Origin of the sequence: Streptomyces sp. WG7 (assembly GCF_049975785.1) — a bacterium.
Classification (GTDB): Bacteria; Actinomycetota; Actinomycetes; order Streptomycetales; family Streptomycetaceae; genus Streptomyces.
The window spans coordinates 56,609-78,180 of sequence record NZ_JBNGGE010000015.1 but is presented as its reverse complement, the minus strand read 5'-3'; the positions used below and the strand labels follow the sequence as shown (position 1 = coordinate 78,180).

Here is a 21,572-nt window from a genome sequence, read left to right as displayed (position 1 = left end):
CTCAGTTCAAGATCGCTTCGAACCGTGCCCAGAAGTGCACGCGGCGAGACGACACGTAAGGGTCATAGTCGCATTGCATCTCTTACCTGTGGACGATTAGATTGGTGCTCATGACACAGGCTCCCGCGCGCTCCCGAACCGCCCGGCGCCGGCACGACCGAGACATCATCGCGCTGGCCGTCCCGGCCTTCGGCGCGCTCGTCGCCGAGCCCCTCTTCGTCATGGCCGACAGCGCGATCGTCGGCCATCTCGGCACCGCACAACTCGCCGGACTAGGCATCGCCTCGGCCCTGCTCACCACAGCCGTCAGCGTTTTTGTCTTCCTCGCCTACGCCACCACGGCGGCCGTGTCCCGGCGGGTCGGCGCGGGCGACCTGCAAGCCGCGATCCGCCAGGGCATGGACGGAATCTGGCTGGCGTTGCTGCTCGGTGCCGCCGTCATCGCCGCCGTCCTGCCCACGGCCCCCTCCCTCGTAGAACTCTTCGGCGCCTCCGACACCGCGGCCCCGTACGCCGTCACGTATCTGCGCATCTCCGCCCTCGGCATCCCCGCCATGCTCGTCGTACTGGCCTCAACCGGTGTCCTGCGGGGACTGCAGAACACCCGGACCCCTCTCTACGTCGCCATCGCCGGCTTCCTCGCCAACGCCGTTCTCAACGTCGTACTCGTCTACGGCGCCGGCCTCGGCATCGCGGGCTCCGCCTGGGGCACCGTCATCGCCCAGTGCGGCATGGCCGCCGTGTACCTCTGGGTGGTGATCCGCGGAGCACGCCGACACGGTGCCTCGCTGCGCCCGGATGTCTCCGGGATCAGGGCCTCCGCCCAGGCCGGGGTGCCGCTGCTGGTGCGTACCCTCTCGCTGCGGGCGATCCTCATGATCGCCACGGCTGTGGCGGCCCGGCTCGGTGACGCCGACATCGCGGCCCATCAGATCATCCTGTCCCTGTGGAGCCTGCTCGCCTTCGCCCTCGATGCCATCGCCATCGCCGGGCAGGCCATCATCGGGCGCTGCCTGGGGGCCGGCGACGCCCAGGGTGCCCGCGACGCCTGCCGCAGGATGGTGGAGTGGGGCGTCGCGGTCGGGGTCGTGCTCGGAGTGCTCGTGGTGCTCTCACGTCCGGTGTTCCTGCCCCTTTTCACCGGGGACTCCGCGGTCAAGGACACCGCCCTGCCCGCTCTCGTGATCGTGGCCGTATCGCAGCCGATCTGCGGAGTGGTCTACGTCCTGGACGGCGTTCTGATGGGTGCGGGCGACGGCCCGTATCTCGCTTGGGCGATGTTGGTCACTCTCGCGGTCTTCACTCCCGCGGCACTTCTGGTCCCGACGCTCGGTGGTGGGCTCACTGCCCTGTGGGCAGCCATGACGCTGATGATGGCGATGCGCCTGGTGACACTGTGGCTGCGAACGCGTTCGGGCCGCTGGGTCGTCACCGGCGCGACGCGCTGACCGTTTCGCATGAAACACGATGTTTCACGTGAAACTTCGGGCATGAGAGCAGCCGTCAAAAGCGGGGTCGTGAGAATCCGACCATGAAGAGGGGGCCGCATCCCCCTACCGGGAGATGCGGCCCCCTCTCATCGCTTCAGCGAGAGCAATGCTCAGGCTGCGACGACCTCGATGCTGACCTTGGCGGCAACCTCGGGGTGCAGACGCACGGACGTCTCGTGGGCGCCCAGGGTCTTGATCGGCGAGCCCAGCTCAATGCGGCGCTTGTCGACGTCGGGACCACCGGCAGCCTTGATCGCCGAGGCGACGTCGGCCGGGGTGACGGAGCCGAAGAGACGACCGGCCTCGCCGGAGCGGACGGCCAGGCGGACCTTCACGCCCTCGAGCTGGCCCTTGACCTGGTTGGCCTGCTCGATGGTCTGGATCTCGTGGATCTTGCGAGCACGACGGATCTGCTCGACGTCCTTCTCGCCGCCCTTGGTCCAGCGGATGGCGAACTTCCGCGGGATCAGGTAGTTGCGAGCGTAACCGTCCTTGACGTCGACGACGTCGCCCGCGGCACCGAGGCCGGAGACCTCGTGGGTGAGGATGATCTTCATTAGTCGGTCACCCTTCCCTTATCGCGCGGTGGAGGTGTAGGGCAGCAGCGCCATCTCACGGCTGTTCTTCACGGCCGTGGCGACGTCACGCTGGTGCTGGGTGCAGTTACCGGTCACGCGGCGGGCACGGATCTTGCCACGGTCGGAAATGAACTTCCGCAGCATGTTCGTGTCCTTGTAGTCCACGTACGTGACCTTGTCCTTGCAGAATGCGCAGACCTTCTTCTTCGGCTTGCGCACAGGCGGCTTAGCCATGATGTTTCTCCTGTGTGATCAAGAAGTGTGAGTGGAGCGCCCTCTAGAAGGGGGGCTCGTCCGAGTAGCCGCCACCGCCGCCGGAGCCACCGCCCCAGCCGCCGCCCTGGCCGCCACCACCCTGCTGGCCACCGGCGGGAGCGCCGGTCGCCCAGGGGTCGTCGGCCGGAGCACCGCCGCCCTGCTGGCCACCGCCGGGGCCGCCGCCCCAGCCGCCGCCACCCTGGCCGCCACCGCCACCGCCGCCGTAACCGCCCTGGCCTCCGCGGCCCTGGCCCGAGGTCTTGGTGACCTTGGCCGTGGCACTGCGCAGGCTGGCGCCGACCTCGTCGACGTCCAGCTCGTAGACCGTGCGCTTGACGCCCTCACGGTCCTCGTAGGACCGCTGCTTCAGCCGGCCCTGCACGATGACGCGCATGCCTCGCTGGAGCGACTCGGCGACGTTCTCCGCCGCCTGACGCCAGACCGAGCAGGTGAGGAAGAGGCTTTCGCCGTCCTTCCACTCATTCGTCTGACGGTCGAAGGTGCGGGGAGTCGACGCGACACGGAACTTCGCGACGGCCGCACCGGACGGGGTGAAGCGCAGCTCGGGGTCGTCGACAAGATTGCCGATGACCGTGATGACGGTCTCGCCTGCCATGGGGGAACCTCTCGGCGGGTTTGCTGCTGGCTGCTTGTGCTGCTACTCGAATCCCGGGATCGACTGAGCGGAAGGGCTCAGTGCATCTCGGGACGGAGGACCTTGGTCCGGAGGACCGACTCGTTCAGGTTCATCTGGCGGTCGAGCTCCTTGACGACCGCAGGCTCGGCCTGCAGGTCGATGACCGAGTAGATGCCCTCGGGCTTCTTCTTGATCTCGTACGAGAGACGACGACGGCCCCAGGTGTCGACCTTCTCGACCTTTCCGCCGCCGTCACGGACGACAGAGAGGAAGTTCTCGATCAGCGGGGAGACAGCACGCTCCTCGAGATCGGGGTCGAGGATGACCATCACCTCGTAGTGACGCATGTGGAACCCACCTCCTTTGGACTCAGCGGCCACGGTCGTTCCGTGGCAGGAGGGTTGCGATGCGTTGGCACCGGTATCAACGAGTAAACCAGGACCCACTGACAATCGGGCCTCCTCCGGGGAGGTGGCCCGGCCGTGGGACGGCAGCAGACACCAGTGCAGAAGGTACAGAGTACCCGTCCACCGGCTTGCGGTTGAAATCCGGCGGTGAGGGGACACAATCGGTACTCAGCGGAATGTGAAGGGCGAAGACACACTGCCTTTGGCAGGAGGTTCCCCATGGCACAGATCATGCGACCCGCCAAGCCGCGGACCGGGCTGCTGGCCACCGACGGCAAACCGCATCCCCTCCAGGACACGCTGCTCGCCGTGACCCTGGTGCTCGCGGTCCTCGCCCTCGCCACCGCGAGCTTCCGAGGGCTCCACGTCCTGACCTCGTGGGCCGGGCTGCTCGGGGTGCTGGCCGGCGGGTACGGCCAGCTCATCTCCGAGACGACACGTGAGCGCTTCGGCCTGGTGGTGGGCCTCGGAGGCGCCGCGCTCGGCCTGTACTTCGGCATCTACCACGGCGGGCTCTTCGGCTGAGCCCCCGGAGCCCGCTCCGGGCCGCCGACCGCCCCCCGGACACGCCCTTCCCTCCGCCTTCCACCCGTACGCCGAACGGGGCGCTCACGGGGCGCAGTAGGCTTCGCGCGAGAGCCGGAGCCCCTGTACCCATGGGGACACACCAGCCCGAGGAGCGCCCCGAATGAGCCTGACCCTGAGGACCATCAGTCGCGAGCAGCATCTGGCCTACATCCAGAGTCTGCCGGCGGCGAGTCACATGCAGGTCCCGGCATGGGCAGACGTGAAGGCGGAATGGCGCTCGGAGAACCTCGGCTGGTTCGACGACCGCACCGGTCATCTGGTCGGCGCAGGCCTTGTCCTGTACCGGCAGCTGCCCAAGATCAAGCGCTATCTCGCCTACCTCCCCGAGGGCCCGGTCATCAACTGGTTCGCGCCGAACCTCCAGGACTGGATGGAGCCCATGCTGGCGCACCTCAAGCAGCAGGGCGCCTTCTCGGTGAAGATGGGCCCGCCGGTGATCATCCGCCGCTGGGACGCCACGTCCATCAAGAAGGGCATCCAGGATCCCGACGTCAAGCGCCTGCGCGACATAGAGGCCGACCACATCGAGCCGCGCGCCTTCGAGGTGGCCGACAAGCTGCGCCGCATGGGCTGGCAGCAGGGCGAGGACGGCGGTGCCGGCTTCGGTGACGTGCAGCCCCGCTACGTCTTCCAGGTGCCGCTGGCCAACCGGTCCCTGGAAGAGGTCCACAAGAACTTCAACCAGCTGTGGCGCCGCAACATCAAGAAGGCCGAGAAGGCCGGCGTCGAGGTCGTCCAGGGTGGCTACCACGACCTCGAGGAGTGGCAGCGCCTGTACGAGATCACGGCCGTGCGCGACCGCTTCCGGCCGCGTCCGCTGTCGTACTTCCAGCGCATGTGGGCGGCCCTCAACAACGAGGACCCCAACCGCATGCGGCTGTACTTCGCCCGGCACAACGGGGTGAACCTGTCGGCGGCGACCATGCTGGTCGTCGGCGGGCACGTCTGGTACTCCTACGGCGCCTCCGACAACATCGGCCGCGAGGTCCGGCCCTCGAACGCGATGCAGTGGGCCATGCTGCGCGACGCCTACGCCCTGGGCGCCACCGTCTACGACCTGCGCGGCATCTCCGACTCCCTGGACGAGAACGACCACCTCTTCGGCCTGATCCAGTTCAAGGTCGGCACGGGCGGGCAGGCGGCCGAGTACCTCGGCGAGTGGGACTTCCCACTGAACAAGCTGCTCCACAAGGCGCTCGACATCTACATGTCGCGCCGCTGATCCCCTGCCCGGCGCTCCCGGCTCCAGTAGCGTCGGTGACAGCTTTCACAGCTCCACCAAGGCTTTTCCCCGACAGTCCCCGACACACCGCAGCACACCGCAGCACACCGCAGCACACCGCAGCCACGAGAAAGGTCCCAGGTCCGGCCATGGCGCTCACGCTCTACGTCGACACCGCGCGCTGGCGGGCGCACCACAAGCACGTGCAGGAGCAGTTCCCCGGGCTGGTCCCGGTCTGCAAGGGCAACGGCTACGGCTTCGGCCACGAGCGGCTGGCGGAGGAGGCCACGCGGCTGGGCTCGGACGTGCTGGCCGTCGGCACGACGTACGAGGCTGCCCGGATCAAGGACTTCTTCGGCGGTGACCTGCTGGTCCTGACGCCGTACCGGCGCGGCGAGGAGCCCGTACCGCTGCCCGACCGGGTCGTGCGCTCCGTGTCGTCCATCGACGGCGTGTACGGCCTCGTGGGCGCGCGCGTGGTCATCGAGGTGATGTCCTCGATGAAGCGGCACGGCATCAGCGAGCAGGACCTGCCGCAGCTTCACGCCGCCATAGAGAACGTCCGGCTGGAGGGCTTCGCCATCCACCTGCCGCTGGACCGTACCGACGGCTCGGACGCCGTCGAGGAGGTCATCGGCTGGATGGACCGGCTGCGTGCGGCCCGGCTGCCGCTGCACACGATGTTCGTCAGCCACCTCAAGGCGGACGAACTGGCCCGGCTCCAGCAGCAGTTCCCGCAGACCCGCTTCCGCGCCCGGATCGGTACCCGGCTGTGGCTGGGGGACCACGAGGCCACCGAGTACCGCGGTGCGGTCCTGGACGTCACGCGCGTCGCCAAGGGCGAGCGCTTCGGCTACCGGCAGCAGCGAGCCGCCTCAGACGGCTTCCTGGTGGTCGTGGCGGGCGGTACGTCGCACGGTGTGGGCCTGGAGGCACCGAAGGCGCTGCACGGCGTCATGCCGCGCGCCAAGGGTGTCGCCCGGGCCGGACTCGCCACGGTCAACCGCAATCTCGCGCCGTTCGTCTGGGGCGGCAAGCAGCGTTGGTTCGCGGAGCCGCCGCACATGCAGGTCTCGATCCTGTTCGTGCCCTCGGACGCGCCGGAGCCCAAGGTCGGTGACGAACTGGTGGCCCATCTGCGGCACACCACCACGCAGTTCGACCGGATCGTCGACCGCTGACGGCTGGGCCGGCATTCGGATCCGGCAACAGCGAAAAGGCCGTACACGCTGTCCCGTGTACGGCCTTCCCCATGGCTTACGGCGTCCGGTCCACACCAGGGCTCTGTTCGCTCAGAGCGAACCATCCGCCTGCTGTCCCACGCCCCACTGCACCCGGGATGTCTCGTAGTGAGCCGTGTGCCGCGGTGCATGAGCGGCGGGCCCCAGGACGAAGACGTCCTTCGCACCGTCGAGCACACCACCCGACGGGTCGTCGTCGCCCGTCCGCCGGACCGGGTCCCGGTCCGGCATCAGAATGTCGCGCACGACCATGACACACAGGAACAGCGTCCCCAGCAGGTGTACGCCGATGGCCCAGTGGTAGCCGTCCGTCGGCAGGCCTTTGTGAGCGTCGCCGCTGGTCGTGTACGCGAGATACATCCAGATGCCCAGGAAGTAGACGACCTCGCACGCCTGCCAGATCAGGAAGTCGCGCCACTTCGGCCGGGCCAGCGCCGCCAGCGGAACCAGCCACAGCACGTACTGCGGTGAATAGACCTTGTTGGTGAGGATGAACGCCGCGACGATCAGGAAGGCGAGCTGGGCGAACCGCGGACGCCTGGGGGCCGTCAGAGTGAGCGCCGCGATACCTCCGCAGCACAACACCATCAGGAGCGTGGCCAGCGTGTTGACGGTCTCGGTGCTGGGCGGGTTGTCGGAATTCTGGGCCAGGATCAGCCAGAAGGATCCGAAGTCGACCCCGCGTTCCTGGCTGAACGTGTAGAACTTCGACCAGCCGTCGAAAGCGAAGAGCATCACCGGCAGGTTCACCACGAGCCAGGCGACGGCCGCACCCCCCAGGGCCTTCCCGAAGTCACGCCACTTGCCCGCACGCCAGCACAGCACGAGCAGCGGGCCCAGGATCAGGAAGGGATAGAGCTTCGCGGCCGTGGCGAGCCCCAGCAGTATGCCGAAGGCCAACGGACGCCCCCGCGACCACATCAGGATCGCGGCGGACGTCAGAGCGACCGCCAGCAGGTCCCAGTTGACGGTCGCGGTCAGCGCCAAGGCCGGCGCAAGGGCGACCAGCAGGCCGTCCCAGGGGCGCCGCGCGTGCGTACGGGTCACGCAGATGGCGATGACCACGGCACACACCATGAGCATCCCGGCGTTGACCATCCAGTACCACTGTTCCTGGTCCTGGATGGAGCCGTCGCCCGGCGTGAGCCAGGACGCGACCTCCATGAAAACGCCGGTCAGCACCGGGTATTCGAGGTACTCCATGTCGCCCGGCAGCTTGTCGAAGTACGGCACAAGCCCGTCGACGAACCCGCGCCCCTGGTAGAGGTGCGGGATGTCCGAGTAGCACGCATGCGTGTACTGGGAGCTGGCACCGAAGAACCAGGCACCGTTGTAACAGGGCGCTTTCTGGACCAGGCCGAGGGCGAACATGCCGATCGCCACAAGAGCGATCACCCGCACGGGAGTCCACCAGGACGTCCCGAGCAGGGCACGTCGGCCGAGAGGCCCGCCGATCAGCTCGCTGCCGGCGGCGGCGACCGTGTCCTCCCTGGTCGGCTGCGCCTGGTCCGGCTCGTGCGCGCTCGCTGGCGTCGATTCTGCACTGGGCATGGGGCACATCCTGCCGTACGTACCTGGGAATACGCCGGGGCCGCCGCACCCTCGTGGATGCGGCGGCCCCTGTTTCACGTGAAACCTGCGGGCGTTTCACGTGAAACGCCCATGCCGGGCAACTCTTCGGCTAACCGTTCGAGCCCCAGATGGTGTTTCCCTGACTGTTCCCGTCTCCGTTGCCGTCGCCGTTGTCCTCCGTCTCGGTGGCCGTCGGTGACGGTGCCCCGCTTCCGTCCGAGCCGCCCGGGCCGTTGCCGGAGTCGTCGTTGCCGCCATCATTCCCGTTGTTGCAGTTCAAATCCCAGACGCCGCACGTCGACGTCGGTGCGGACGGGGTGGGGCTGGTCTCCGTCTGGCTCGGCGACGGGCTCGGCGAGGGGCTCGCCTCCTCCGTCTCGGAGGCAGAGGGCGAGGGAGAGGGAGACGGGCTTGGCGGCGGGGTGTCGTTGACGACCTCGCCGATGGGCTCCGGCTTCGGGAACTTCTCCGCCTTCGTGCCCTTCAGCGCGTCTTCCATGTAGTCCTTCCAGATGTGGGACGGGAACGACGCGCCGTGGATCTCCTTCTCACCGCCCGTTCCGTACATCTCCAGGAACGCCCGCTCCTTGACGGACTCGTCGTCCGGGTAGCGGAACATGCTGATCGCGGTCGACAGCTGCGGCGTGTAACCGACGAACCAGGCGGACTTGTTGCCGTCCGTGGTACCGGTCTTCCCCGCCACCTCGCGTCCGGGCAGCTGGGCGTTGGTACCCGTCCCCTCCTCGACGACGGTTTTCAGGATGTCCGTGACGTTGTCCGCGACCTGAGCGGTGAACGCCTGCTCGGTCTCGACCTTGTGCGTGTAGATCGTGCCGCTCTTGTCCGTCACCTTGGTCACGGAGTAGGGCTCGCTCTGCTTGCCGCTCGCCGCGAAGGTCGCGTACGCGTCCGCCATACGGATGGCACTCGGAGACGAGACGCCGATGGAGAACGACGGGTAGCCGGCACCCGCCAGGCTGTCCTCGAGAAGGCCCGCGTCAACGGCGGCCTCCTTCACCTTGTCCAGACCGACGTCCATGCCGAGCTGCACGAAGGCAGAGTTCGACGACTCCCGCATCGCCTCACGGAGGGTGATCTTGTAGTCCGGCGGATCGCCCAGTGACACCTTGCCGTCATTCCTCTGGAGCCACTGCTCGCCGTCCTCGTTCTTCCAGATCGTCCCGTCGTATTCCTTGATCTTGAGGTCGTTCTTGCCGCTGTAGAGGCTCTTGGGGGAGACGATCGTGCGTTCGTCCTGGGCCTGCGTCGGCCCGAGGTCGGGATCGCGCACGCCCCAGTTCATCGCCGCCGCCAGCACGAAGGGCTTGAACGTCGAACCGACCTGGGCACCGGTCACGTCGGCGTTGTTGGTGAAGTGCTTGGTGGCGTCCTCTCCACCATAAACAGCCTTGATGGCGCCGGTTTCGGGATCCACGGACGCCCCGCCGAACTGAACGTGCGTGTCCTTGTCGGGACGCTTCTTGGGGTCGATCTTCTCCTTGTAGACCTTCTGCACCGCGGATTCGAGAGCCTCGACCTTCTTCTTGTCGAAGGTCGTGTAGATCGAGTAGCCGCCCCTCTCCATCTGCTGCTCCGAAACCACGCCGTTCCTGACCACGGACGACTTGGCCAGCCTGACGAGGTAACCGATCTGGCCGCCCAGCTGCGCGTTCGACTGCGGGTTCCGCACGGTGGGAAGGTCGGTGTACTTGTCCCGCTCCTCCTGGCTCAGATGTTCGTACTCCACCATCTTGTCGAGGGTGTCCTGCATCTGCCGCTTGGCGCGCTCGCTGTTGGCCTCGGGAGTCGCGGCCGGGTCGATCGAAGTCGAACCCGCCGGGTCGTAGTACGTGGCGCCCTTGAGCATCGCCGACAGGAAGGCGCACTGTCCCGCGTTGAGGTCGACGGCATCCACGTTGAAGTACGCCCGCGCCGCGGCCTGGATCCCGTAGGCGCCGCGGCCGTAGTACGCGGAGTTCAGGTAACCCTCGAGGATCTTGTCCTTCGGTTCCTTGGCGCCGACCTTGATCGAGACGAAGATCTCCTTGACCTTGCGGGAGATCGTCTGCGACTGGTCGTTCAGCATCGCGTTCTTCACGTACTGCTGGGTGATGGTGGAACCACCCTGCGTATCGCCACCCTTGGCCATGTTGAACACGGCTCGGGCGATGCCCTTGGGGTCGATGCCGCTGTCGGAGTAGAAGGTCTTGTTCTCCTGGGAGATGACGGCGTTGCGCATCTCCTTGGGAATCTGCGCGAAGCTGATGCTCTGACGGTTGCGCTCACCGCCCGTGGCGACCATCTGGGTGCCGTCGGCCCAGTAGTAGACGTTGTTCTGGGCCTCCGCGATCTTGGCGACATCAGGGATGCCCACCATGGCGTAGGCGATGCCCGCGGCGGCCACCATGGTGCCGAAGAACCCGACGCACAACCCGGAGACGAGTTTCCAGGAGGGCACCCACCGGTGCCATCCGTCCTTGTCGCGGCGCGGGTAATCGATCATCCGCTTCTTGCCGGACGCTGCCGCACGGCCCCGTCCGGCCCCTCCAGGGCCGCCGGGAGCGGCCCGCCGGCCTCCGCGAGACGGCTCGGCCACTCTGCGCCGACCGCCCCCGCTGCGCTGTGCCGCGCGCCGGGCTTCGGCACGACTCCCGTACGGACGCTCCTCGTCCTCCGGACCGTACGAGCCGGACGGAGACCCTGTGGCGCCTCGCGGTGCCGCACGGCGGCCGGAGGACGAGCCGGACTGGCCGCGTCGGGCCGCGGCACGTCCGCCTCCCTGCGGCGGCGGCGGTTTGCGACGGTGCTCGCTCATCGAACGACTACTCCTCGGGCAGGCGCACCTTTGCGCGCCTGGTAAAGGCGGCTGTTTTCCGGTCCCCCCGAAGTACGGATGCGGCCCCTCCCGCATTCACCCGTACTGCACCAGGGACAGGGACGCCCCCAGGCGTCACTCGGTTCCCGGTGGTCTGCATGGCGCACAGACTACGCACCGTCAAAACCCCCGAGCCCCGAAGTTCACCTCAAATCAGGCAACTTGCTCTCGATGAATCCCTGATGTGATCCCGTTCACCGGCCCCCCTCTTGTCGCACGAGGAAGCTCGTTCTATCGTGCTGATGTATCGAGTCGATACATCAGCGCGGCATAAGGACGAGAGGAGGCGACGATGAGCCGACGATCCGGCATCCTCGAGTTCGCTGTACTCGGCCTGCTCCGCGAATCCCCGATGCACGGCTATGAGCTGCGTAAACGGCTCAACACGTCACTGGGTGTGTTCCGGGCGTTCAGCTACGGGACGCTCTACCCCTGCCTCAAGACGCTGGTCGCCAATGGCTGGTTGATCGAGGAACCGGGGAACGTCGGCGAGGCCGCCGCTTCCCTCACGGGACGCCGCGCCAAGATCGTCTACCGGTTGACGGCCGACGGTAAGGAACACTTCGAGCAGCTCCTCTCCCAGACGGGCCCGGACGCGTACGAGGACGAGACCTTCGCCGCTCGCTTCGCGTTCTTCGGCCAGACGTCGCGCGACGTGCGCATGCGCGTGCTCGAGGGCCGGCGCAGCCGGCTGGAGGAGCGCCTGGAGAAGATGCGGGCCTCCCTGGCCCGCACCCGGGAGCGACTCGACGACTACACGCTTGAGCTCCAGCGCCACGGAATGGAGTCCGTGGAGCGCGAGGTGCGCTGGCTGAACGAGCTCATCGAGAGTGAGCGGGCGGGGCGGGACCTACGGGGTTCCGCTTCGGAGGGGACCGCTCAACAGGACACGACATCTGGAGCGACGGGCGGCCTGCCCCGGTCCGGGGACGACCCCCGGCCGGATACGCCCGGCGACACCGCCACGTGAGCGCCCAGTCAGGGCCTCACTCGTACACACAGGGAGCAACCGGAATGGGTTCGGTTCGCGTAGCCATCGTCGGTGTGGGCAACTGCGCCGCATCGCTGGTGCAGGGCGTCGAGTACTACAAGGACGCCGACCCGGCGGCCAAGGTCCCGGGCCTGATGCACGTCCAGTTCGGCGACTACCACGTCCGTGACATCGAGTTCGTCGCCGCCTTCGACGTGGACGCCAAGAAGGTCGGCCTGGATCTCGCGGACGCCATCGGCGCCTCCGAGAACAACACCATCAAGATCTGCGACGTCCCGAACAGCGGTGTCCAGGTCCAGCGCGGCCACACCCTCGACGGTCTCGGCAAGTACTACCGCGAGACCATCGAGGAGTCCGCCGAGGAGCCGGCCGACATCGTCCAGGTCCTCAAGGACAAGCAGGTCGACGTCCTCGTCTGCTACCTGCCCGTCGGCTCCGAGGACGCGGCGAAGTACTACGCCCAGTGCGCCATCGACGCCAAGGTCGCCTTCGTCAACGCCCTCCCGGTCTTCATCGCCGGCACCAAGGAGTGGGCGGACAAGTTCACCGAGGCGGGCGTCCCGATCGTCGGCGACGACATCAAGTCGCAGGTCGGCGCCACCATCACGCACCGCGTCATGGCGAAGCTGTTCGAGGACCGGGGTGTGATCCTGGACCGCACGATGCAGCTGAACGTCGGCGGCAACATGGACTTCAAGAACATGCTCGAGCGCGACCGCCTCGAGTCGAAGAAGATCTCCAAGACGCAGGCCGTCACCTCCCAGATCCCCGACCGGGACATGGGCGAGAAGAACGTCCACATCGGCCCGTCCGACTACGTGGCCTGGCTGGACGACCGCAAGTGGGCCTATGTCCGCCTGGAGGGCCGCGCGTTCGGTGACGTCCCGCTGAATCTGGAGTACAAGCTCGAGGTCTGGGACTCCCCGAACTCGGCGGGTGTCATCATCGACGCCCTGCGCGCCGCGAAGATCGCCAAGGACCGCGGCATCGGCGGCCCGATCCTGTCGGCGTCGAGCTACTTCATGAAGTCCCCGCCCGTGCAGTACTTCGACGACGAGGCCCGCACCAACGTCGAGAAGTTCATCGCCGGCGAGGTCGAGCGCTGACAAGCGCGGACTCCGGTCCGTCGGAGGTCCCCGGGTCGCATGACCCGGGGACCTTTCCCGTATGTGAGGCTGTGCCCCATGGCCGTCGTCCGTGACCTGCGCGTCCTGCTGCGCCTGAAGGGCTTTCGGCGCCTGCTCGCCGTACGCCTGCTCTCCCAGGGCGCCGACGGCGTCTACCAGGTCGCGCTCGCCGCCTACGTCGTCTTCTCCCCGGAGAAGCAGACCTCGCCCGCCGCGATCGCCTCCGCGATGGCGGTCCTGCTGCTGCCGTACTCCCTGGTGGGCCCCTTCGCCGGCGTCCTGCTGGACCGCTGGCGCCGCCGCCAGGTCTTCCTGTACGGCAACCTGCTGCGCGCCGCGCTGGCCTCGGTGACGGCCGTACTGATCCTCGCTTCCGTCCCGGACTGGCTCTTCTACGTCTCGGCCCTCTGCGTCACCGCCGTCAACCGCTTCGTCCTCGCGGGCCTGTCCGCCGCGCTGCCACGCGTGGTCGACACCGACCGCCTGGTGATCGCCAACTCGCTCTCCCCGACCGCCGGTACCCTCGCCGCGACGGCGGGCGGCGGCCTCGCCTTCGTCGTACGTCTCGTCTTCGCGGACTCCGATGCCGCAGTGGTGCTGCTCGGGGCCGCCCTGTACCTGTGCGGAGCGCTGGCATCACTGCGCATCGCCGTGGAACTGCTGGGTCCCGACCCCACCCGCGTGCCGCCCCGACTGGCCTCGGCGCTCGCAGGCACCGCCCGCGACCTCGTGGCAGGAGTACGTCATCTCGCGGCCCCCGCACGCCGGGAAGCGGCCTGGTCACTGGCGGGCATGACGCTGATGAGGTTCTGCTACGGAGCCCTGCTGGTCATGCTGCTGATGCTGTGCCGGTACGCCCTGACCTCGGACACGGACGAGGGGCTCGCCCTGCTGGGGCTGGCGCTGGGCGTCTCCGGCGCCGGGTTCTTCGCGGCCGCGGTGGTCACCCCGTGGGCGGCGGGGCGGCTCGGGCCCGGCCGCTGGATGGCCGTGTGCGCGGCGGCCGCCACGGTGCTGGTCCCTGCACTCGGTCTGCCGTTCGCCACCGTGCCGCTGCTCGCCGCGGCGTTCGCCCTGGGTCTGACGACGCAGGGAGCGAAGATCGCGACCGACACGGTCGTACAGTCCTCGGTCGACGACGCCTTTCGCGGCCGGATCTTTTCCGTCTACGACGTGTTGTTCAACGTCGCCTTCGTCGGCGCCGCCGGGGTGGCCGCGCTGATGCTGCCGCCGGACGGCCGTTCGGTACCGCTGGTCGTGACAGTCACGGTGATCTACGGAGCGGTTGCGGCCGCTATGGCCCGGTTCGAAAGCCAGTAAGTGTCACATCCGATGCCACGAAGTCTCAGCGAAATACAGAGATGTCAGTGGGGGGCGATACCTTACGTGCGTCTTATTCGCGACACGTTCGCTACACGTCTCTATGCTTCAGGGGGACCCCAGTGACCACTTCGCCGCCCCAGGGCAATCCATTCGCGCAGGGCCGGTCGGTGGTTTCATCGCGAGCCGGGACGACGCCGACCAGGCCGGCGTGGGTGACTGCCTGAAGTCCGCGTCGTCGTCTTCCGACCGCATGGAGGTGGTGGACTGCTCCTCGGCGGATGCCGAGGCCAAGGTCATTGAGAAGATCAAGGGCCACCACACGCAGTTCACTGCTGAGTCCGCATGCAGCAAGGTCGAGGGCGCCACCGGCTTCTACGCGGAGACGGGCGACGGGCGACGGGCGACGGGCGACGGGCGACGGGCGACGGGGAAGAGTTCCTGCTCTGCCTCACCAACGTCTGAGCCACCCCGTAGCGAGACGGCAGGGGCGGTGTTTCACGTGAAACACCGCCCCTGCCGCGTCAGGGCGGGTCATGTTTCACGTGAAACATGACCCGCTCTCCGCTACTCACGCCTCCTGCTCGGCCCACCACTGCTTGAGTGCCGCCACCGCCGCCTCGTGCCCCATCGGCCCGTGCTCCAGGCGAAGCTCCAGCAAATGCTTGTAGGCCTGGCCCACGGCCGGCCCGGGGTGGATGCCGAGGATGTCCATGATCTGGTTGCCGTCCAGGTCCGGACGGATCGCGTCCAGCTCCTCCTGCTCCTGCAGCTGCGCGATCCGCTCCTCCAACCCGTCGTACGCACGCGAGAGCGCCGAGGCCTTGCGCTTGTTGCGGGTCGTGCAGTCCGAACGGGTCAGCTTGTGGAGCCGGTCAAGCAGAGGGCCGGCGTCCCGGACGTACCGGCGGACGGCGGAGTCCGTCCACTCGCCCGTGCCGTAGCCGTGGAAACGCAGGTGCAGCTCCACCAGGCGCGAGACGTCCTTCACCAGGTCGTTGGAGTACTTGAGCGCGGTCATGCGCTTCTTCGTCATCTTGGCCCCGACCACTTCATGGTGGTGGAACGAGACCCGGCCGTCCTTCTCGAACCGGCGTGTGCGCGGCTTGCCGATGTCGTGCAGCAGGGCGGCCAGGCGGAGGGTCAGGTCGGGACCCTCGCTCTCCAGCGCCATCGCCTGCTCCAGAACGATGAGTGTGTGGTCGTAGACGTCCTTGTGCCGGTGGTGCTCGTCCCGCTCCAGGCGCAGCGCCGGCAGTTCGGGCAGGACCCGCTCGGCGAGGCCCGTCTCCACCAGCAGACTCAGGCCCTTGCGCGGGTGAGAGGAGAGAACGAGCTTGTTCAGCTCGTCCCGGACCCGCTCGGCCGAGACGATGTCGATGCGCCCGGCCATGTCCTTCATGGCAGCGACCACTTCGGGAGCCACCTCGAAGTCGAGCTGCGCGGCGAAGCGTGCGGCCCGCATCATCCGGAGCGGGTCGTCCGAGAAGGACTCCTCGGGGGTGCCGGGAGTACGCAGCACCCGCGCCGCGAGGTCGTCGAGACCGCCGTGCGGATCGATGAACTTCTTCTCCGGGAGCGCGACGGCCATGGCGTTCACGGTGAAGTCCCGCCGGACGAGGTCCTGCTCGATGGAGTCGCCGTAGGACACCTCGGGCTTGCGCGAGGTCCGGTCGTAGGCTTCCGACCGGTAGGTGGTCACCTCGATCTGAAAGCTTCGATCAGTGTCTCCGTCACGGGCGTCCTTCTGCGCACCGACCGTGCCGAAGGCGATTCCGACCTCCCAGACGGCATCCGCCCACGGCCGGAGGATCTTCAGGACGTCCTGCGGGCGGGCGTCGGTCGTGAAGTCCAGGTCGTTGCCGAGCCGGCCGAGCAACGCGTCCCGGACCGAGCCACCCACCAGGGCGAGAGAGAACCCGGCCTCCTGGAAGCGGCGGGCGAGGTCGTCGGCGACAGGGGCGACCCGCAGCGGTTCACTCACCGCGCGGTCCTCGTCCTGGCTCAGGGCACTGGGGTTGACTTCGTTGGCGTTCGGCACAACAGAACAGGGTACGTGGCCCGGGCGGACACCGGCGCCCCCATTGATCACGCAACGAATCCCCCACTCGTGCAGCGCTCCCTTTATAGGCGCACATACGGTGCGGCTCCGTCCGGTGGCGGATCTTGTGGCGTACTCCGCGGCACTTCCCCTCGGCCCGCATCGTTACCATGCGTGGACGCACATTCCGACGACCACTGACGACGACGAGGGACGGGCGAGCGCGTGGCCGAGGCGGCAGACTTCCAGGGGACCAGTCCCTCACCTGCCCGCCGGTGGCTACGGCGCACCACGGCGCTGCTCGCCGGGGCGCCCCTGGTGGCCGGTCTGCTCCAACTGCCGGCCGCGGGCCCGGCACACGCCGACGGGCCGTCCCTCGCCAAGGCCGACGCCGATGCGGGTTCGGTGGCCGTCGCCGTCGACTCGCTCACCCCCTCCGCACCCACGGACGGGGACACGGTGACCGTGTCCGGCACCGTGACGAACAACGGCAAGCAGACCGTCACCGACGCCCACGTGGGGCTACGCGTGGGCCCTGAGGTCAACACCCGTTCGTCCGTCGACGCGATCGCCAAGGACGGCGACGATCTCCGCAGATCCATCGCCCCGGAGATCGACGACAAGTACACCGAGAAGTTCTCCAAGCTCACTCCCGGTGTCGCCGAGCACTTCAACATCTCCGTACCGGTCGACGACCTGAACCTCGGCAAGGACGGCGTCTACGAATTCGCCGTCTCGCTCTCCGGGGAGACCTCCTCGCAGCCGTGGGAGCGGATCCTCGGCATCCAGCGGACCTTCCTGCCCTGGCAGCCCGACGGGGCCGCCCCCAGGACGAAGACGACGGCTCTGTGGCCGCTCGTGTCGACCACCCACATGGCCGCCGAGACGGGACCGAACGAGGAGCAGACACCGGTCTTCCTCAACGACGACCTGGCCAAGGAGATCTCCCCCGGGGGCCGCCTGAACCAGATGGTGACGCTGGGCAAGGAGCTCGACGTCACCTGGGTGGTCGACCCGGACCTGCTGGCCTCCGTCGACGCCATGACGGGCAGCTACCGCGTCCGGGACGGCGACAAGACCGTCGCCGGCGCGCACCAGGCGGTCGCCAAGCAGTGGCTCGCCGAGCTGCAGGACGCGGTGGCCGACGAGGAGGTCGTCGCCCTGCCCTTCGCCGACCCCGACCTGGCGTCCCTGGCCCACAACGGCACGGACGTCACCGGCTCGCTGAACCAGCTGAAGAGCGCCACGGACGTCATCAACAACACGGTCGAGCCGATCCTCCATGTGAAACCCAGCACCGACTTCGCCTGGCCCGTGGACGGAGCCGTCGACCGGTCGATCGTCAAGGTCGCCACCTCAGCGGGCGCCGACAACGTGATCGTCCGCAGCGACAGTCTCCAGGAGACCAGTGGTCTGCCCTACACGCCGTCCGCGGCCCGCCCGATCGGCGGCGGCACGACCGCCGTCGTCACGGACGCCCGGCTGTCCAAGGCGTTCGAGGGCGATCTGACGAAGGCATCCGCGTCCACACTCGCGGTGCAGCGGTTCCTCGCCCAGAGCCTGGCCCTGAATCTCCAGACCGGCGAGCAGCGCAGCGTGGTCGTCGCCCCGCAGCGCATGCTCTCCGGGAGCCAGGCACGCGCGATGGCCGACGCGCTGCGGGCGCTGCAGGGCGGCACCTGGTCCGAGTCCCAGAAGCTGGCGGCGGCCGCCGCGGCCAAGCCGGACCCGGAGGCCACCACGGAGGTACCGGCAACCTCGTCCTACCCCGCGGCGCTGCGCAAGAAGGAGCTGCCCCGGTCGGCGTTCGTGCAGATCGCCCGGACCCAGGACACGCTCGACAACTTCAAGGTCGTCCTGTCGGACCCGTCCCGGGTGGTGACCCCGTTCGGACGCGCACTGAACAGGGACATGTCCGCGTCGTGGCGAGGCCGGGCCGACGAGGCGGAGTCCTTCCGCGCCGACGTGAAGTCGTACCTCGACGGGCTGACCGGCCGGGTCAGACTGATCGACAAGTCGGAGACGAAGCTCTCCGGCCGCAGCGCCACGATCCCCGTGACGGTGCAGAACAACCTGGTACAGGACGTGGGCCCCCTGGTCCTGCGGCTCACCTCCACGAACCCGACGCGCCTCGAGATCGACGGCGCCGACTACCAGGAGCAGCCGATCTCGGTCTCCGGCGGGCACAGCCAGTCGGTGAAGTTCACCACGTCGGCCAACGCCAACGGCCGGGCGACGGTGATCGCCCAGCTGTACACGACGGACGGGCGGAAGTACGGCGAGCCCGTTACCTTCGACGTGAAGGTCACCGAGATCACCGCCACCGTGATGCTCGTCATCGGCGGCGGTGTCCTGCTGCTCGTACTCGCCGGCTTCCGGATGTACACGCAGCGCAAGCGGGCCGCGGCCCGCAACGCCGAGAAGGGCGAGGACGACGAGATGGAGGAGCCCGGGGAATCCGAGGACGGTCCGGAAAACCCGGAAGGCTCCGACGAACGTCTCAAGGAGGAGTCCGAGACGGAGGCGTCCGAGGCACGCCCGCGGGCAGGCGCCCCGGAGCAGCCGAGTGACCCGACACCGGACACCGCAGCGGAAAACGCCGACCCGTCCGGCACGGGTGAGAGAGTGGACCGTTGAGGATGTCGTGGCCGGTGGGCCCGGGACGATGAGGTGGGGTAACCATGAACGCGCCGTACGACGGTGACCGCGGTCAGACCGTGGACGGCTCGGGTCACCCCGAGGATCCGCCGCCCGGTCCCGGCCAGGCATCGCCGCAGCCGCCCGCGGACATGTATCTCCAGGACGCCTACGACCAGGATCCCTACCGGGCTCAGGACCTCTCCGCCCAGGACCCGGTCTCCGAGGCTCTCTACGACCGCGCCGCGCACCCACCCCCGCCGCCGGGCACGTACCCGCCGCAGCAGCCGCTGTACGCCCAGCCCTCCCAGTCGCCCTATTCCCCCGACCCGCACATCTGGGCCCAGACCCCGGCCCCCGAGCCCGAGGGCCCGACGCAGTACCTGCCGTACGGCGACGACCCGCGGACCACCCAGTTCGTCGGTGTGGACGACCTGGTCACCCAGGCCGGCGAGCAGCGCCACGAGCCGGACGCCTTCGCCCACCTGTTCCGCGACCAGCAGCAAGGTGGCGGCCATCCCTCGTACGACGACCACGCGTCCGTACCCGCCCCCGCTCCGCCACCGGGGCAGTACGGCGGTACACCAGGACCGGGTCAGTACGGCGGTACACCGGGGCCAGGGCAGTACGGCGGGCACCAAGATCCCGCACCGTACGGAAACGCTCCGGCACCGGGTCAGTACGGCGGGCACCAAGGCCCCGCACCGTACGGAAACGCTCCGGCACCGGGTCAGTACGGCGGGCATCCGGGGCCCGGCCCCTACGGGACCGCACCGGCGCACGGCCAGTACGGCGGCCCCGCTCCGGCGCCCGGACAGCACGCTGCGCCCGCGCCGGGTCAGTACGCGGTGGCTCCCACCCCGGAAGCGGCCGAAGCGCCCCTCCAGGAGCCCGAGCCCGTTTCCGCGCCGGTCGTGCCCAAGAAGGGCGGACGTGCGGGTGGCCTGCTGAAGTCCAGCGCCGTGATGGCAGCGGGCACGATGGTGTCCCGGCTCACCGGGTTCATCCGGTCCGCGATGATCGTCTCGGCTCTGGGACTCGCACTGCTGGGCGAGACCTTCCAGATCGCCTACCAGCTGCCGACGATGATCTACATCCTGACCGTCGGCGGCGGCCTCAACTCCGTGTTCGTCCCGCAGCTCGTACGCGCGATGAAGGAGGACAAGGACGGCGGCGAGGCCTACGCCAACCGGCTTCTGACCCTGGTCATGGTCGCCCTCGGAGTCCTCACCGCGCTCGGTATGCTCGCGGCGCCACTGCTGGTCCGCGCGCTGTCCGACCCCGTCGCCTCGAACCCCGCGGCCAACGAGACGGCCGTCACCTTCACCCGGTACTTCCTGCCGTCCATCTTCTTCATGGGCGTCCACGTGGTGATGGGACAGATCCTCAACGCCCGCGGCCGGTTCGGCGCGATGATGTGGACCCCGGTCCTGAACAACATCGTCATCATCGTCACGCTCGGCATGTTCATCTGGGTCTACGGCACCGCCGCCGACTCCGGTATGACGGTCGAGAGCATCCCGCCCGAGGGTGAGCGGCTCCTCGGGGTCGGCATCCTCCTCGGCCTCGTGGTTCAGGCCCTCGCGATGATCCCCTACCTGCGCGAGACCGGCTTCAGGCTCCGACTGCGGTTCGACTGGAAGGGCCACGGCCTCGGCAAGGCGGCGATGCTCGCCAAGTGGACGATCCTGTTCGTGCTCGCCAACCAGGCAGGCGCACTCGTCGTCATCCAGCTGGCCACGGCGTCGGTCACGGACGCCGACATCGCCGGCACCGGTTACAGCGCCTACGCCAACGCCCAGCTCATCTGGGGCCTGCCTCAGGCCATCATCACCGTCTCCCTGATGGCCGCCCTGCTGCCCCGCATCTCCCGCTCGGCAGCCGAGGAGGACGGCGGCGCGGTCCGGGACGACATCTCCCAGGGCCTGCGCACGACGGCCGTCGCCATCGTGCCGGTCTCGTTCGGTTTCGTCGCGCTCGGCGTCCCGATGTGCACGCTGATTTTCGGCTCCTCGGGTACAGGCGCGGCCACCAACATGGGCTACATGCTGATGGCGTTCGGCCTCGGCCTCATCCCGTACTCCGTGCAGTACGTCGTCCTGCGCGCCTTCTACGCCTACGAGGACACCCGGACGCCCTTCTACAACACCGTCATCGTGGCCGTGGTCAACGCGGCGGCCTCGGCACTGTGTTACTTCCTGCTGCCCTCGCGCTGGGCCGTCGTCGGCATGGCCGCCGCCTACGGCCTGGCCTACGTGATCGGTGTGGGCGTCGCCTGGCGCAGGCTGCGCAAGCGGCTCGGCGGAGACCTGGACGGTGCCCGGGTACTTCGGACGTACGCCCGGCTGTGCATCGCCTCCGTCCCGGCCGCCCTGCTCAGCGGTGCGGCCTGTTACGCGATCAGCCGCGCGCTCGGTCAGGGCGTGCTGGGGTCGTTCGCCGCGCTGCTCGCCGGCGGGGTGCTCCTGTTCGGTGTCTTCTTCGTCGCCGCCCGCCGGATGCGCATCGAGGAAGTCAACTCGCTGGTCGGCATGGTGCGCGGACGCCTGGGACGCTGAGAGCGGGGGTAGGCGCACAACCATCGTCTG

The 21,572-nt window shown here is 68.4% G+C and carries 17 protein-coding genes; 10 read left to right on the top strand and 7 right to left on the bottom strand.

The genetic code is table 11. From position 1 onward, the window contains the following. Positions 1–110: 110 nt before the first annotated feature. Positions 111–1,448: an MATE family efflux transporter gene (locus ACP4J0_RS17745; protein ID WP_426599639.1), complete on the top strand. Its 1,338-nt coding sequence runs from the start codon at positions 111–113 to the stop codon at positions 1,446–1,448. A gap of 152 nt (positions 1,449–1,600) precedes the next feature. Here ACP4J0_RS17745 and rplI read toward each other — a convergent pair whose 3' ends face one another. From rplI to rpsF, 4 genes are all read right to left on the bottom strand, one after another. Next, the gene (rplI, locus tag ACP4J0_RS17740; RefSeq protein WP_398134266.1) at positions 1,601–2,047 is read right to left on the bottom strand and encodes a 50S ribosomal protein L9; all 447 of its coding nucleotides are present in this window, start codon (positions 2,045–2,047) and stop codon (positions 1,601–1,603) included. A gap of 18 nt (positions 2,048–2,065) precedes the next feature. Continuing rightward, on the bottom strand, positions 2,066–2,302 hold the full coding sequence (gene rpsR / locus ACP4J0_RS17735; RefSeq protein ID WP_003949403.1) for a 30S ribosomal protein S18: 237 nt from the start codon (positions 2,300–2,302) through the stop codon (positions 2,066–2,068). 43 nt (positions 2,303–2,345) lie between these two features. After that, on the bottom strand, positions 2,346–2,942 hold the full coding sequence (locus ACP4J0_RS17730; RefSeq protein ID WP_426599638.1) for a single-stranded DNA-binding protein: 597 nt from the start codon (positions 2,940–2,942) through the stop codon (positions 2,346–2,348). A gap of 77 nt (positions 2,943–3,019) precedes the next feature. Continuing rightward, the gene (gene rpsF / locus ACP4J0_RS17725; RefSeq protein ID WP_077798159.1) at positions 3,020–3,310 is read right to left on the bottom strand and encodes a 30S ribosomal protein S6; all 291 of its coding nucleotides are present in this window, start codon (positions 3,308–3,310) and stop codon (positions 3,020–3,022) included. Between the two features lie 279 nt (positions 3,311–3,589). On the opposite strand from rpsF, the gene ACP4J0_RS17720 reads away from it, so the two are divergent. The 3 genes from ACP4J0_RS17720 to ACP4J0_RS17710 all read left to right on the top strand — a co-directional run bounded on the left by ACP4J0_RS17720 (position 3,590) and on the right by ACP4J0_RS17710 (position 6,361). Further along, a complete protein-coding gene (locus ACP4J0_RS17720; protein WP_426599637.1) occupies positions 3,590–3,895 on the top strand; it encodes a hypothetical protein in 306 nt (101 codons plus the stop codon). A gap of 163 nt (positions 3,896–4,058) precedes the next feature. Beyond that, positions 4,059–5,180, top strand: coding sequence for a peptidoglycan bridge formation glycyltransferase FemX (gene femX / locus ACP4J0_RS17715; protein ID WP_426521487.1), 1,122 nt, complete (start codon positions 4,059–4,061; stop codon positions 5,178–5,180). Positions 5,181–5,329: 149 nt separating this feature from the next. Beyond that, positions 5,330–6,361: an alanine racemase gene (locus ACP4J0_RS17710; protein WP_426521488.1), complete on the top strand. Its 1,032-nt coding sequence runs from the start codon at positions 5,330–5,332 to the stop codon at positions 6,359–6,361. 111 nt (positions 6,362–6,472) lie between these two features. Here the strand turns inward: ACP4J0_RS17710 and ACP4J0_RS17705 are convergent, their stop codons facing one another. Both ACP4J0_RS17705 and ACP4J0_RS17700 read right to left on the bottom strand, forming a co-directional pair. Continuing rightward, a complete protein-coding gene (locus ACP4J0_RS17705) occupies positions 6,473–7,981 on the bottom strand; it encodes a glycosyltransferase family 87 protein (RefSeq protein WP_426599636.1) in 1,509 nt (502 codons plus the stop codon). Positions 7,982–8,102: 121 nt separating this feature from the next. Beyond that, positions 8,103–10,496 carry a transglycosylase domain-containing protein gene (locus ACP4J0_RS17700; RefSeq protein WP_426599635.1) on the bottom strand — a complete coding sequence of 798 codons (2,394 nt, stop codon included), beginning with the start codon at positions 10,494–10,496 and terminating at the stop codon, positions 8,103–8,105. Positions 10,497–11,160: 664 nt separating this feature from the next. On the opposite strand from ACP4J0_RS17700, the gene ACP4J0_RS17695 reads away from it, so the two are divergent. The 4 genes from ACP4J0_RS17695 to ACP4J0_RS17680 all read left to right on the top strand — a co-directional run bounded on the left by ACP4J0_RS17695 (position 11,161) and on the right by ACP4J0_RS17680 (position 14,862). Then, positions 11,161–11,838, top strand: a complete 678-nt coding sequence (locus ACP4J0_RS17695) for a helix-turn-helix transcriptional regulator (RefSeq protein ID WP_426521491.1) — start codon at positions 11,161–11,163, stop codon at positions 11,836–11,838. A 44-nt stretch (positions 11,839–11,882) separates the two neighbouring features. Beyond that, positions 11,883–12,965 (top strand): inositol-3-phosphate synthase, encoded by a 1,083-nt coding sequence (locus tag ACP4J0_RS17690; RefSeq protein WP_426599634.1) that lies wholly within the window; start codon positions 11,883–11,885, stop codon positions 12,963–12,965. Positions 12,966–13,043: 78 nt separating this feature from the next. After that, the gene (locus tag ACP4J0_RS17685) at positions 13,044–14,306 is read left to right on the top strand and encodes an MFS transporter (protein WP_426599633.1); all 1,263 of its coding nucleotides are present in this window, start codon (positions 13,044–13,046) and stop codon (positions 14,304–14,306) included. Between the two features lie 103 nt (positions 14,307–14,409). Next, positions 14,410–14,862 carry an LppU/SCO3897 family protein gene (locus tag ACP4J0_RS17680; RefSeq protein WP_426599632.1) on the top strand — a complete coding sequence of 151 codons (453 nt, stop codon included), beginning with the start codon at positions 14,410–14,412 and terminating at the stop codon, positions 14,860–14,862. A gap of 15 nt (positions 14,863–14,877) precedes the next feature. On the opposite strand, the gene ACP4J0_RS17675 is transcribed toward ACP4J0_RS17680, so the two are convergent. Continuing rightward, complete coding sequence (locus tag ACP4J0_RS17675; protein WP_426599631.1) at positions 14,878–16,347, bottom strand: CCA tRNA nucleotidyltransferase; 1,470 nt, start codon at positions 16,345–16,347, stop codon at positions 14,878–14,880. 225 nt (positions 16,348–16,572) lie between these two features. Here ACP4J0_RS17675 and ACP4J0_RS17670 point away from each other — a divergent pair, with 225 nt between their 5' ends. Together ACP4J0_RS17670 and murJ are read left to right on the top strand one after the other, a co-directional pair. Further along, positions 16,573–18,984 carry a DUF6049 family protein gene (locus tag ACP4J0_RS17670; RefSeq protein ID WP_426599630.1) on the top strand — a complete coding sequence of 804 codons (2,412 nt, stop codon included), beginning with the start codon at positions 16,573–16,575 and terminating at the stop codon, positions 18,982–18,984. A 44-nt stretch (positions 18,985–19,028) separates the two neighbouring features. Further along, on the top strand, positions 19,029–21,542 hold the full coding sequence (murJ, locus tag ACP4J0_RS17665; RefSeq protein WP_426599629.1) for a murein biosynthesis integral membrane protein MurJ: 2,514 nt from the start codon (positions 19,029–19,031) through the stop codon (positions 21,540–21,542). The last annotated feature ends 30 nt before the right edge of the window (positions 21,543–21,572 follow it).